Source organism: Kutzneria sp. NPDC051319 (assembly GCF_040682195.1).
In the GTDB taxonomy this organism is placed as follows: domain Bacteria; phylum Actinomycetota; class Actinomycetes; order Mycobacteriales; family Pseudonocardiaceae; genus Kutzneria.
The window spans coordinates 86,637-100,617 of sequence record NZ_JBFBAM010000022.1; the positions used below are offsets into that span (position 1 = coordinate 86,637).

Annotated in this window: 8 protein-coding genes; 3 read left to right on the forward strand and 5 right to left on the reverse strand. The window is 69.0% G+C overall.

The window, feature by feature from the left end; all coding sequences use genetic code 11:
- Positions 1-36: 36 nt before the first annotated feature.
- Positions 37-1,362 (forward strand): ricin-type beta-trefoil lectin domain protein, encoded by a 1,326-nt coding sequence (locus AB0M73_RS23155; protein ID WP_363893703.1) that lies wholly within the window; start codon positions 37-39, stop codon positions 1,360-1,362.
- A gap of 25 nt (positions 1,363-1,387) precedes the next feature.
- Positions 1,388-2,698: a PHB depolymerase family esterase gene (locus AB0M73_RS23160; RefSeq protein ID WP_363893706.1), complete on the forward strand. Its 1,311-nt coding sequence runs from the start codon at positions 1,388-1,390 to the stop codon at positions 2,696-2,698.
- 186 nt (positions 2,699-2,884) lie between these two features.
- Here the strand turns inward: AB0M73_RS23160 and AB0M73_RS23165 are convergent, their stop codons facing one another.
- Genes AB0M73_RS23165 through AB0M73_RS23185 form a run of 5 tightly spaced genes read right to left on the reverse strand, consistent with a single transcriptional unit; the run spans position 2,885 to position 12,068 of the window.
- Positions 2,885-4,351, reverse strand: a complete 1,467-nt coding sequence (locus tag AB0M73_RS23165; RefSeq protein WP_363893709.1) for an arabinofuranosidase catalytic domain-containing protein — start codon at positions 4,349-4,351, stop codon at positions 2,885-2,887.
- A 12-nt stretch (positions 4,352-4,363) separates the two neighbouring features.
- On the reverse strand, positions 4,364-6,343 hold the full coding sequence (locus AB0M73_RS23170; RefSeq protein WP_363893712.1) for an alpha-L-fucosidase: 1,980 nt from the start codon (positions 6,341-6,343) through the stop codon (positions 4,364-4,366).
- An 11-nt stretch (positions 6,344-6,354) separates the two neighbouring features.
- Complete coding sequence (locus tag AB0M73_RS23175; RefSeq protein ID WP_363893715.1) at positions 6,355-7,800, reverse strand: arabinofuranosidase catalytic domain-containing protein; 1,446 nt, start codon at positions 7,798-7,800, stop codon at positions 6,355-6,357.
- A gap of 12 nt (positions 7,801-7,812) precedes the next feature.
- The gene (locus AB0M73_RS23180) at positions 7,813-10,194 is read right to left on the reverse strand and encodes a ricin-type beta-trefoil lectin domain protein (RefSeq protein WP_363893718.1); all 2,382 of its coding nucleotides are present in this window, start codon (positions 10,192-10,194) and stop codon (positions 7,813-7,815) included.
- Positions 10,195-10,229: 35 nt separating this feature from the next.
- Positions 10,230-12,068, reverse strand: coding sequence for an RICIN domain-containing protein (locus AB0M73_RS23185; protein WP_363893721.1), 1,839 nt, complete (start codon positions 12,066-12,068; stop codon positions 10,230-10,232).
- A gap of 500 nt (positions 12,069-12,568) precedes the next feature.
- Here AB0M73_RS23185 and AB0M73_RS23190 point away from each other — a divergent pair, with 500 nt between their 5' ends.
- Positions 12,569-13,975, forward strand: coding sequence for an endo-1,4-beta-xylanase (locus AB0M73_RS23190; RefSeq protein WP_363893763.1), 1,407 nt, complete (start codon positions 12,569-12,571; stop codon positions 13,973-13,975).
- Positions 13,976-13,981: the final 6 nt, after the last annotated feature.

A 13,981-nucleotide genomic window follows, 5' to 3' on the forward strand; every position in this document is an offset into this window, starting at 1 on the left:
GGCGGGTGGTTTCCCACGGTGACAAGGAGGCTGGGCATGCGACGACATCGCTCATCGGCACGGGATCCCGGTTGGACGCGATTGGCCAGGCTCGCCGCGGCGGCACTCGCGGCGGTGGTCGCGCTGATCGCCCCGACCCTGCCGGCCGTGGCGGCGCCGGTTCCGCACGTCGCCGCCGACAATCCGTACCAGCGGGGGCCGGACCCGACCATCGGCATGGTCGAGTCCAGCCACGGCCCGTTCGCGACCGCGGCGGTCAGCGTGGCGCCGGGCAACGGCTTCAACGGCGGGATGATCTACTACCCGACCGACACCAGCCTGGGCACCTGGGGCGCGCTCGCCATCGTGCCCGGCTACACCGCGCTGTTCGCCAACGAGGAAGCCTGGATGGGCCCCTGGCTCGCGTCCTTCGGGTTCGTGGTGATCGGCGTCGAGACCAACAGTCGCACCGACTACGACACCGCACGAGGCACGCAGCTGCTGGCCGCGCTGGACTACCTGACGACCAAGAGCCCGGTGCGTGACCGCGTGGACCCGAACCGGCTGTCGGTGCTCGGCCACTCCATGGGCGGCGGCGGGGTCGTCTACGCCACCGAGCACCGCCCGTCGCTCAAGGCCGCCGTCGCGCTCGCGCCGTTCTCCCCGTCGCAGAACATGTCGACCGACACCGTGCCCACCATGGTGCTCGGCGGGCAGAACGACACCGTGGTGACGCCGTCCTACGTCGACAGCCTCTACGCCACCATGCCGGCCGGCACGCCGAGCGACTTCGCGCAGATCGCCGGGGCCGACCACGTCTACTACACGCACCCCAACAACATCGAGATGAAGGTCCTGATCCCGTGGCTCAAGACCTTCGTGGACAACGACACCCGCTACACCCAGTTCCTCTGCCCGACGTTGCCTGACCCCGGCACCATCTCGGCCTACCGGCCCAAGTGCCCGTACGTGCCGGGCGGGGGCACGACGCCGCCCCCGGCCAACACGGGACCCCTGCACGCCGTGGGCGCCGGCAAGTGCCTGAACGCCGGATCCTCGGGCGGCCAGGCGCAGATCCAGGACTGCACCGGTGGGGCGAGCCAGGTCTGGACCCACACCGACGCCAACCGGCTCAGTGTGACCAGTGGCTCGCAGCTGTGCCTGGACGCCTACGGGCAGGGCACGAGTCCGGGCACCAGGGTGATCACCTGGGCCTGTAACGGCCAGGCCAACCAGCAGTGGCGCCTCAACGCCGATGGCAGCGTGACCGGCGTCCAGTCCGGGCTGTGTCTGGATGTCAGCGCCGGCGCCACCACCAACGGCGCACTGGTCCAACTGTGGACCTGCAACGGGCAACCCAACCAGCAGTGGCGGCTCGGTTGAGCGCGTCGCGAGGGAGCGACTTGGCATGAGACTGAAATCCCTGCTCACGGCGGCGACCGCGATGGCCGTGTGCGTCGCCATGACGGTGATCGCGCCTCAGGCGTCGGCGGCGACGCTGACCCAGGTCACCAACTTCGGCAACAACCCGTCCAACCTCCAGATGTACGAGTACGTGCCCAACAACGTCCAGGCGCACCCGGCGATCCTGCTCGCGCTGCACGGCTGTCAGGGGTCGGGCCCGTACCTCTACTCGAGCACCCAGTTCGCGTCCCTCGCCGACCAGTACGGCTTCATCGTCATCTACCCGTCGGTGACCCGCAGCTACGACTGCTGGGACGTGTCCTCGCCGAGTTCGTTGACCCACAACGGGAACAACGACCCGGCCGGCCTGGTGTCCATGATCCAGTACGTCGAGCAGCACAACGGCGCCGACGCCGGCCGGGTCTACGTGACCGGCGAGTCCTCCGGCGCGATGATGACCGACGTCATGCTCGGCGACTACCCGAACGTGTTCAAGGCCGGCGCCGCTTTCATGGGCGTGCCCTTCGGCTGTTTCGCCACGACCGACGGCTCTCAGTGGAACTCCCAGTGCGCTCAGGGCCAGTTGACCAAGACCCCGCAGCAGTGGGGTGACCTGGTGCGTGGGGCGTACCCGGGCTACAGCGGGCCGCGGCCGCGGATGCAGTTGTGGCACGGCACCGCGGACACCACGCTCAACTACCACAACTTCGGTGAAGAGATCAAGCAGTGGACCAACGTCTTCGGCCTGAGTCAGACGCCGACCGCCACCGACACCCCGCAGTCGGGGTGGACCCGCACCCGCTATGCGGACGGCAGCGGGACCGTCGACGTCGAGGCGTACAGCATCGCCGGCGTCGGACATGCCCTGCCCCAGAACGGGATGGCGGCCTACGCGATCCACTTCCTCGGGCTGGACAGCGGCGGCGGTGGCGGCCAGACGGCCGGCCAACTGCGCGCGGTGGGCGCGAGCAAGTGCTTGGACGGCTCGACCTCGGCCGGCACCCAGGTGCAGATCCAGGACTGCTCGGGCGCGGCCAGCCAGAGCTGGACGCGTAACGGGCTCGCGATCCAGTCCGGCGGCTCGACGTGCCTGGACGCCTACGGCAACGGAACCGCGACCGGAACGAAGGTCGTGCTCTGGTCGTGCAACGGGCAGGCCAACCAGCAGTGGCAGGTCAACGCCAACGGCACCATCACCGGCGTCCAGTCGGGACTGTGCCTCGACGTCTCCGGGCGCTCCACGGCCAGCGGCGCGCTCGTCCAGCTGTGGACGTGCAACGGCGGTTCCAACCAGCAGTGGACACTGAGCAGCTGATCGGGCCGAAGTCCGACGCCACTCACAACCACCTGCCGTGGCGGCTGGGCCTGGTGTCCCGGACCAACGCCACCCGCTGACCGCCCCGCACACAAAGGACCGGGCACGGCACGCTTCGCGTGCCGTGCCCGGTTTCGGTCGCCGGGGGAGGACCGCCCGGAGCTCCCGGGGCGACCGGTCAGGGGATCAGCCGAGAGCCCACTTCTGGCTCGGCTGACCGTTGCAGGTGGACAGTTGGACCAGCGCGCCGTTGCCGGTGCCGGAGTTGGTCACGTCGAGGCAGAGCCCGGATTGGACGCCCTTGACGGTGCCGTCGGCGTTGACCGTCCACTGTTGGTTGTTCTGGCCGTTGCAGTTCCAGATGATCGCCTTGGTGCCGGGGCTGGTGCCCTGGGCGTTGGCGTCAAGGCAGCGCATCGTGTCGCCGGAGTAGACGGACAGTTCACCGGCGGGCGTACGCGTCCAGGTCTGGTTGGCGCCGCTGTTGCAGTCCCAGATCTGGACCTGCGTTCCCGGCGTCGTGGTGTTGTTGTTGACGTCGAGGCAGCGGCTCGACGCGGTGTTGCGCAACGCGCCGGTGGCCCCGCCACTGCCGCTGGCGTAGCCGGCGGCGGCGATGTCGGCCTGCACCGCGTTTTCCGTGGCGTCAGAGGGAAAGCCCGAGACCACAGCGCCTTCGAAGAACTCGCCGACGCCGCCGTTGCTGTTGTCGCCGCCGGTGCCGAGCAGGATCGAGGCCTCGGTCTTCATCGGCGAGTAGCCCTTGGGCAGCGCGCCCGAGTACGGCGTGGTCAGTCCGCCACTGGTGGCGTTGCCGTACTTGAGGGTGAAGTTGCTGGTGCCGTTGTTCTTCTCCCACGCGCTGACGAACGGGAAGTGCACGCCGGGATTGTTCGGGTCCTTGTTGGAGCCGGTTCCGGTGTGGTACATGCCGTTCTCCAGGTCGGCCTCGACCCACGGGCCGCTGCCGACGCAGCTGCCGAACCAGCACGCGGTGCCCCACTCGATGGCGTTCATGGTGGCGTTGCCGGTGTCGTTGTGCGAGGTCTCGCCGCTGCCGTAGTCGAAGCAGCACTGGCCGTTGACGTAGTTCGACGACGTCACCATGTAGACGCCCTCGGGGTGGGAGCCGGTCGGCGCGTTCTTGGCGACGTCGATCCGGTACCCGGTGCCGGGCGTGTTCTTGATGCCGTACGCCGGATGGCCGCCCACGGTGACCGGCAGCGCCATCGCGTTGGCCCCGATGTCCGAGCCGTTGGGGCCGGGGCCGTGCCAGAAGCCGCCCCAGGAGATGGGCAGGTCGTTGTGGTTGGTGCTCTGGTCGTAGATCTTCGTGATGGTGCAGGAGGTGCTGGCGCAGAAGGTGACTTGCGGCGCGGAGTCGGCGACGCCGCCGGCCGCCAGCACGCCGATGTCGAGGGTCTTCTTGTCGGAGTTGCGCTGGATCTGGTACAGCGGGCCGTTGTAGGCCGCGAACAACGCCCGGGTGGTGCTGTGGGCCGCGACGCAGGGCGTGCCGCCGGCCGCGTAGATGTCACAGGCCAGGCTGGTGGCAGCCTGGGCCGGGGCGGGTGTGGTGGTGTTGGTCGCGAACAGTGCGCCGAGCACGAGCGCGGCGGCCAGGCCGGCCCGTAGGAGCAGCTTGCTTCCCATGTGTCTCCCTGGTCAGACGGCGGTGATGGTCCACTGGTTGTTGGTGCTGTTGTTCGGAGCCCACAGAACGACGGGGTCGCCGACGGTGCGGTCGCCCGCGCCGTCCAGGGCGGTGCCGGTGCCCCGGTTGATGATCTGGTAGAGACCGTTGCCCATGCTGTTGAGCCGCCACTGCTGGTTGTTGCCGCCGTTCCACGACGACTGGACGGGGGTGGCGCCGTTGGCCGTGTTGCCGCCGCTGTCGATGACCAGGCCGTCGGTGCGGTTGACGATGCGGTAGTAGCCGCCGCCGGCGTCGACCAGCTGCCACTGGAGGTTGTTGCTGCCGTCCCAGTTCCACTGCTTGACCCGGGAGCCGGCGGCGACGCTGCCACCGCCGTCGAGCACCAGACCGGTGGTGCCGTTGGCGATCCGCGCCCAGCCGGTGGGCAGCGGGCCCGAGCCGGGCGTGGGGATCTGGCCGGTGAAGGTCAGCTTGACCACGTAGGCCAACGCGTCGAACGGGGGATTGGACGAGGGCATGGTGAGGTGCAGCCCGCCGCCGTCCTGGGTGCGGGTCGGCAGGTCGACGTACGTGCCGGCGGTGGGGCCGAGCAGCTGTGCGGATTTCAGGTTGGCCAGGCTGACCTGGTTGGAGCCAAGGCTGGTGATGGTCAGGGTGCTGCCCTGCCAACCCAGCACCGTGGCGTACAGGACGGTGTTGTCCTTGCTGCGGGTGAACCGGATGTCCCGGCTCGTGCCCTCCTTCGGGCCGCCGCCGCCCATCTGCGTCGGGCCTTCGCCGTAGACGGTCCAGGCCCGGGTGGCGTAGATCGACTCGCCGAAGCGCTTGAGGTGGTTCCCGATGCTGAGCAGGATCGTGCGCTGCTGGTCGGGAATGGTGCCGTCGGCCATCGGGGCGATGTTGAGCTGGAGGTTGCCGTTCTTGCAGACCCGGTCGACCAGCGAGTGCAGCAGCGACTTCGCCGAGTAGTAGCTCAGGCCGACGGTGTAGCACCAGCTGGTGGGGGAGATGCTGTCGTCGGTCTGCCAGTACGGGAACTGCAGGCTGGTCGGGCCGCCGCGTTCGAAGTCGTAGACCTCGCCCTTGTTGTCCAGGCCGTCCTTGTAGGTGGCGACCACGTCCCGGTTCCAGGCCACCGCCTGGTTGTAGTAGTGGGCGAGGAAGGCCAGCCGCCTCGACTCGTCCACCAGGCCCAGGTCGAAGTCCTGGTAGACGAGGTCGGGCTGGTAGCCGTCGATGACCTCCTGGAGCTTGTCGTACCACAGCTGGTTCTCGGCGGCCGAGCCGTTCTGGCCGAACAGCCGGCGCAGCGACTCGGTCGACTGGTACGGCACGTACTGGTAGTAGCCGTTGAAGTGGTAGGCGTGGTGCAGGGCCGCCACCAGCTTCAACCCCTGGCCGCGGATCGCGTCGGCGTGCAGCCGCAGCAGGTCGAGCTTGGGACCGGTCTTGACGGAGTTCCACTCGTTCACGCCGCTGTTCCACATCGAGTAGCCGTCGTGGTGCTCGGCGACCGGCCCGGCGAACTTCGCGCCGGCGGCCGCGAACAGCTTTGCCCACGAGTCGGGGTCGAAGTTGCCGCCCGCCGAGGCCAGCTTCGGCGCGAACTGCACCCGGTTGCCGGCCTTGTCCGACGCGCCCAGGATGAAGTTCTGGTACGGCCACACCGACGGGTCGCCGTAGACGGCCTTGTGGTGGTTGTTCTCGGCCGACCCGTTGTTGTACATGTTGCGCGGGTACCACTCGTTGCCGAACGCGGGGACGCTGAACACGCCCCAGTGGTAGTAGATGCCGAACTTGGCGTCCTGGTACCACTCCGGCGCGGGCGGGTGCTGGTCGACGGACGCCCAGGTCGGGCTGTAGCTGGTGGGTCCGGCGGTGGCCCAGACGATGCCGGGGCGCACCAGGCCGCCGGCCGCGGCGATGCCGGTGAACCCGGCGACGCTCAGCAGCGTGCGCCGGCTGATCCGGCGGGAGGACAAGGACATGGTGGCACCTTTCAGCCGAGGGTCCACTGTTGGTTGCTGCCGTGGTTGCACGTCCAGAGCTGGACCTTGGCGCCGTTGGCGGTCGAGGCGCCGCTCACGTCCAGGCACAGCCCGGACTGGACGCCGGTGGCCGTGCCGTCGTCGTTGAAGTGCCACTGCTGGTTCGTCGCGCTGCCGCAGGGTTGAATCGCGACCGGCGTGCCGGCAGTGGTGTTCGCAGCGGTCATGCACATCGTGCTGCTGCCGCTGTAGACGGTCAGCTGTCCGCTCGCGGTCCGGGTCCACGCCTGGTTGGTGCCGCCGTTGCAGTCCCAGATCTGGAGCTGAGTGCCGGCGGTGGTGCTGTTGTTGTTGACGTCAAGGCACTTGCCGGCGCCGACCGCGTGCATCGGGCCGGTCGAACCGGTGCTGGCTCCGCCGCCCAACCCGGCCGCGACGATGTTGGCCTGCACCGCGTTCTCCGTCGCGTCGGACGGGTAGCCGGCCACCATCGCGCCCTCGTAGAAGGTGCCCGCGCTCAGGTTCGCCCCGCCGCCGGGCTTGCAGCAGTCGCCGCCACTGCCCAGCACGATGGCGCCCTGCTTCTTCATCGGGCTGTAGCCGGGCGGCAGCGAGCCGTCCCAGAGGGTCGTCAGGCTGCCGGCCTGCGCGTTGGCGCCCTTGAGCGCGAAGCGGGAGGTGCCGTTGTTCTTCAGCATCGCCGTGACGTACTTGTTGGTGAAGGCGCGCTGGTTGGGGTTCCACTGTTGGCTTCCGCCGGGGTAAAGCCCCCATTCGAGGTCGGCCTGGACCCACGGGCCGCTTCCGGTGCAGCCGCCGAACCAGCACGAGGTGCTGAAGTTGATGGCGTCCATCGCGCCCGCCGCGTCGGCCTTCCTGGTGGTTTCGCTGTTGCCGTAGTCGAAGCAGCAGCCGCCGTTGACATGGGTGCCACTGGTGATCATGTACATGCCTTCGGGCGCGGCGCCGGTGGGAATTCCCGTGAGATGGCCGTCCCGCCAGTAGCTGTTGCCGGGGTTCGTGTGCAGCGCGTAGGCCTTGTCCCCGCCGACCGTCAGCGACTCGGCCGTCGCGTTCGTGGGGCTGCTCTGGTTCGAGCCGGGAACGGCGCTCGATCCCTGGTACCACATGTCATTGCCGTGACTGGACTGGTCGTAGAGCACGGTGATGACGCAGGAGGTGCCGGCGCAGAACGAATCCTGTGCGGCGGCGTCCGCGACGCCGCCCGGCGTCAGGACCCCGATGTTCCTGGTGGTGTTGTCCGACGAACGCCGGACCTGGTAGAGGCTGCCGTTGTACGAGCCGTACAGCGCGCGCACTGTGCTGTGCGCGGCCACGCACGGCGTGCCGCCGGCGGCGTAGATGTCACAGGGGCCGGTGGCGGCCGCCGATGCCGGCGCCGACCACGTCACTGCGGCCGCCAGCAGGGCGAGCGCTATCGCGATACGAGACCACATTGTCCGCTCCCGTCAGCTGGTGGACCACTTCTGGGTGGCTTGGCCGTTGCAGGTCGACAGTTGGACCAGGGTGCCGTTGGCGGTGCCGGAGTTGGTCAGGTCGAGGCACAGTCCTGATTGGACACCCTTGATGGTGCCGTCGGAGTTGATGGTCCACTGCTGGTTCACCTGGCCGTTGCAGTTCCAGATGATGACCTTGGTGCCGGGCGTGGTGCCCTGCCCGTTGGCGTCGATGCAGCGCATGCTGTCGCCGCTGTAGACGGTCAGTGCCCCGGCGGCCGTGTGGGTCCAGGTCTGGTTGGTCCCGCTGTTGCAGTCCCAGATCTGGAGCTGGGTGCCGGCGGTGGTGCTGTTGTTGTTGACGTCGAGGCAGCGGTTGGCTCCGGTGTTGCGCACCGCACCCGTCGTCGATCCGCCGCCGCCGCTGCCGCCGACCCCGGCGGCGGAGATCACCTGCTGCGCGCCCGACGGCCAGTTGGTCCCGCTCACCTGGACGTTCCCGCTCAGCACGTTGTTGTGCGGCGGCCCGGTGGCCACGTTGGTCGAGCCGCCGTTGTACCAGTTGGTCGAGAACGTGTTGTCGTTGGTGTTGTTGTTGCCGTTGGCGTTGGTGAACGCCCACACGCCGGAGTCCTGCACCACGTTGTTCGACAGGTTCACGTACCGCGAGCCCTCGTCCAGATAGAGCCCGACGGAGTGCTGGTTGTCGTAGACGTAGTTGTGGTCGAAGGAGCTGCCCGGGTTGGCGGACAGGTTGTAGAGGCTGCCGCCGTCGTGGAAGATCCGCTTGGTGCCGTGCACGCGGTTGTAGCTGACGACGGTGTCCCGCAGCGTCGTCGCGGTCGTGTAGACGGGCTGGTAGTTGTACAGGCCGCGGTTGCGGTAGTCCTGGCTGCCGCCGGCGTCGTTGGCGCCCCAGCCCCAGCCGATGTCGATGCCGTCATAGGCGAGGTTGGACACCTCGTTGTGGGTGACGACGGCGTGCGTGACGTAGGTGGACAGGATGCCGGCCATGTCCTTGTAGTCCTTGGCCACGCCGGTGACCGTGTTGTTCGTCAGCGTGATGTCCTTGTCCACCATGGCCGGGTTGGACGGGTGGTGGGCGTCGGGCCGCACGCCGCCGACGACGATGCCCGCGCCGGAGTCCTCGGTGAACGTGTTGTGGTCGACGGTGATCGACGAGGCGCCGAGCCCGACGCCGGACGTGTGCGCGTCGGCGTCGTTGCCGATGCCGAGCGCGACCTCGCCGAGGTTGGTGAAGGTGTTGCCGGAGAAGGTGATCCCGCTGGCCGCCGAGACCTGCACGGCGGCGGGGGCCTGGGCCCAGTCGTTGCGTGCGCCCTCGAACAGCTGGCAGCCCGACTGGCAGGAGCTCAGGAAGTCGGACGGCTGCTGCTCGGCCCTCGGGAAGAACGTGCCGCTCTGCTGGTCCGCGTAGCCGACGGAGGTGCTGGGGGTGAGCCACGTGGTGTGCTCGAAGTGAAGGCCCGTGAAGGCGATGTCATGCGCCGGGGCGCTGTAGCTGCCGCCGATGTCGAGCAGGGAGGTCAGGCGTGGCAGCTCGATGTCGCTCTGTGCCGGGTTCTTGCCGGCCGGCGCCTTGTAGAACAGCTGCCCGGCCGCCGGGTCGAGGAACCACTGCCCGGCGCTGCTGAGGAAGGAGTACGAGTTCTCCAGGAACATCTGACCGCCGCCGAACGGCTTGGCCAGCGTGTCGTAGCCCCAGTTGTTGTTGTTCCACGCGGGCTGCTGCATGGTGATCACGTTGCCGCTGATGTGGTCGACCGGCGCGAACCGGTCGGTGAAGGAGTTCTGGCTCTCCACCTCGATCCGGTTCTGCTCGGGCAGCGTGGCCAGGTAGTTGAGCCCGGAGTTCACGATGGTCATGCCGGCCGTGGTGATCTGCACATCGTTGCGGGACAGCGAGATCGCCGCGCGCGGGGCCAGCGAGCCGTCCACGAACAGCTGCCGGGAGTCGATGCCCTTGGGCACGGACGCGACGTAGATGTTGGCCGCGGCGTCCCGTACGGACCAGCCCGTGACCTGCTGTCCGCCGGACAGGATCGGGGTCTGGCCGGCCGCCGCCTGCCAGGTGACCTGGTGCCCGGCGCCGGGGGAGTCCGCGCCGGTGAACGTCAGGGGAGAGGTGAGACGGTAGGTGCCGCCGGCGAGTTGCACGGTCACGTCGTTGCTCGCGGACTGGGCGCGGGCCAGCTGCTGCGCTCTGGACGGGGTAGCGACGGGTTGGTCGGCAGTGCCGGGGTTGCTGTCGTTGCCGGTGGGGGAGACGGAGATGGTGACGGTGGTGGCGGCGTGCGCCGGGGCCGTGACTAACACGGCCCCAGTGAGGGCGGCGCAGGCCGCCACGAGCACCGTCGTGGTGCGGCTGGACATGGCTTCGGTGCCTTCCGGTGCAGGGAAACGGGCGGTCAGCGGAGCATGAAGTCCTGGTTGGTGCCGGGCGCGTTCTTGCACGGCCACTGGTCAAGCTGCTGGCCGACGGTGCTGCCGGCGCCGTACACGTCGAGGCACAGGCCGCTGTTCTGGTTGCGGAACTCGTAGGAGCCGTCGGACTGTTGGAGTGGCTGCCAGAGGTTGGCGGCGGTCGCGCCCGGCGATCCCTGGACGATGTCGGGGGTGCCCTGGGCGGTGGAGCCGCCGGCGACCGTCACGTCCTGGCTGGAGTTCTGCGCCCGGAGTTCGCCGTAGCCACCGCTGGCCGACACGAACTGGAACTGCTGGTTGGACTGCCCGTTGCAGGTCCACTGGTCGATCAGCGCGCCCGCGTTCGAGCCGGCGCCGGACACGTCCAGGCACAGGTTGTCGTTGGCCACCACGAGCTGGTGGTTGCCGCTGGGGAAGCCGCCACCGCCGCCGCCCGAGGAGGCCGGCGTCAGGTAGACGGCGAACGCGTCGTGCGACGCCTGGAAGTTGACCGGCACGGTGATGGAACCGCCGGCGGCGCTGACGTTCTGGTTGTAGACGACCTGCGGCGCGGACAGCGGCGCCTGATCCGGGATCCGTTGCACGGTGACGTTCACGGAGCCGTTGTTGGCCAGCCAGGGGACCGCCGACAGACCGTTGAAGGTGACGGACGAGGAGCCGGTGGTTCCGTTGGAGTCGCCGATGATCGCCACCGCGCGCTTGGCGGTGGCGTCCTCCGAGGCCGAGATCGCCGTGGAGCCGACCTGTCCCGAGGTGGCGACCAGGGTGCCGGTCATGTCGGCGTAGTCGCGCAGCGCCCACCAGTTGCCGGTCGGCTGCCAGGTCCCGCCGCTCTGGGTGAGGACCCCGGTGAGGTTGGGGGTGATGCAGCAGACCCAGTTGCCGCGCATGGCGTTGGTGTAGCCGGACTGCGCGAAGCGGGCCAGGTACCACGCGGTCACGCCGGCGGTCTGCCGGTCGGCCGGCTGGTACTCGTTGGCGGACAACGGAACCGGGCCCACACCGGCCGCGGACAGGGCGTTGTTGAGGGACTGGGAGACGGTGACCGGGTCGTCGACGTCGCCCTCGTCGTGATTGGTGATCATGTCCGGCACCGTGCCGGCCGCCTTCACGTGGGACAGCCAGGTCTGCCACTGGGCGGACCGGGCCTGCGGCGTGAACGCGAACGAGGGGCCGACGATCTGCGCCCCCGGCGCGAGCCGCCGGATCTCGCGGTAGGCGGTGTCCCACATCTGGAAGTACTGGGCGCTGTTCACGCCGCGGGTCCAGAACACCGAGATGTCCGGCTCGTTGTCGATGTCGTAGGCGAACTTCAGCCCCGACGCCTGCAACGCGCCCACCGTGGCGTCGATGAAGCTGACCCAGTTGGCGCAGTTGCCGTTGTCGCACGGGTAGGTGGTGTTCGACGGCTGGCCGCCGTTGAGGCCGTAGATGTCGGTGAGCAGTGCCTGGTACTGGGCGTGGTACGGCGGCTGGGTCAGCCGCTTGGCCTCGGCGATCATCGAGTCGAGGTCGGCCTGGGTGGCCGAGCCGTACCGGTAGCCGTCCTTGATCCAGCCGCCGGAGAACCAGCCGCCGCCGCGGAAGGCGGTGATGCCCAACGGCTTGAGGTACTGGTCGACCGGCTGTGTGCCGTCCGAGCTGATGCCGTAGAGGAAGCCCTCGCCCACGCCGGTGGACGGCCCCCGCGTGGTGGCGAGGTCCACGCTCAGGGACGCGGCCGGGGCCGCGTGGCCGGCAGTGGGTGTCAGCAGCGGGACGGCCAGGGCGAGGGCCGCGCCCGCGGCCACCAGCAACCGACCGGGCCAGGGTTTTATTCTCATCGGCTCCTCCTGGGTACCGCACGACGATGTGTAGAACTCATCGGGCGAGCTGACGATGTGACCTGTCGGGGCGGAACCGACCTCGGGCTGCCGGGCCCCGGCCGATTCCTTCCCTGTAGCCGCACAGACGGCCGGTCGAATCGGTTCGCCGGCGCGGCCGGATGCTACGGACGGGGGCGACCGGGGGTCAACGGCATGTTTCGTACTCATGCGTGGCCCTGCTGGGACGCGCCGGCGGCGGGTGAAAGTTTCAACCGGCCGCGGACGATTCCGGCAGCGTCACCGCGGCCGACCTTGACGCCGGTGGCGGCCGGGCGTTACGTACATCGCACTGCCTTCCCGGGGATCGGGTGCCGGCCCGCCCGCGATGCGCTGTTCCTCCTCGACCGTGCGCGGGCTTTCCGTCGCGACCACCGCGTCCGTCGAGACGATCTCGGAGGTCTGTCATGTCCCCCTGCGTTCGCCCGTTTCGACCACGACACCCACGACTGGCCGCGGTGATGGCCGTCGTCGCCGCGACGGTCCTCACCTTCGTCGCGGCCCCGCTCGCCCACGCCGCCTCGCCGCTGCGGTCGCTGGCCGAGGCCAAGAGCAAGTACATCGGCACCGAGCTGACCGGCAACATGGTCAACAACTCGACGATCACCTCGCTGGCCGGTGCGCAGTTCGACATGGTCACGCCCGGCAACGAGATGAAGTGGGACACCACCGAGCCGGGCAACGGCTCGTACAACTTCGGTCCCGGCGACACCATCGTGAACTTCGCCCAGTCCCACTCCATGCGGGTGCGGGGCCACAACCTGGTCTGGCACAGCCAGCTGCCGGGCTGGGTCAACGGCCTGCCGCGCAACCAGGTGCAGGGCGCGATGGAGGCCCACATCACCACGGAGGTGAACCACTACAAGGGCAAGATCTACGCCTGGGACGTGATCAACGAGCCGTTCAACGAGGACGGCAGCCTGCGCGCCGACGCCTTCTACAACGCGATGGGCTCGGGCTACCTGGCCGACGCGATCCGCACCGCGCACGCCGCTGACCCGAGCGCCGTGCTGTACATCAACGACTACAACATCGAGGGCGAGAACGCCAAGAGCAACGGCCTCTACAGCCTCGCGCAGTCGATGCTGGCCCAGGGCGTGCCGCTCGGCGGCATCGGCCTGGAGGGGCACTTCATCGTCGGCCAGGTGCCGTCGTCCATGCTGGCCAACATGCAGCGGTTCGCCGCGCTGGGCCTGGACGTCGCGGTCACCGAGTTGGACGACCGCATCCAGCAGCCCGCCTCCGGGGGCAGCCTCCAGCAGCAGGCCACCGACTACGCCACCGTCATCAACGACTGCCTCGCGGTCACCCGCTGCCCCGGCGTCTCGCAGTGGGGTGTCGGCGACGCCGACTCCTGGATCCCCGGCACCTTCCCGGGCTGGGGCACGCCGACCATGTACGACAACAACTACCAGCCCAAACCGGCCTACAACTCCACCGCGACGGCACTGGGCGGCTCCGGCGGCGGAGGCGGCGGCACCACCGGGCCGTTGCACGCGGTCGGCGCGGGCAAGTGCCTGGACGTGCCCAACTCGTCCACCACGCCCGGCACGCAGTTGCAGATCCACTCCTGCACCGGCGGCAGCAACCAGAACTTCACCCTGAGCTCCTCGGGCCAGCTGTCGGTCTACAACGGCGCGGACTGCCTGGACGCCAACGGCAAGGGCACCAGCGCCGGCACCAAGGTGATCATCTGGTCCTGCAACGGGCAGGCCAACCAGCAGTGGAACCTCAACTCCAACGGCACCGTCACCGGCGTGCAGTCCGGTCTGTGCCTCGACGTGAGCGGCGCCGGCACAGCCGACGGCGCGCTGGTGCAGCTGTGGACGTGCAGCGGCGGCAGCAACCAGCACTGGACCTTCGGATGAGCGCGC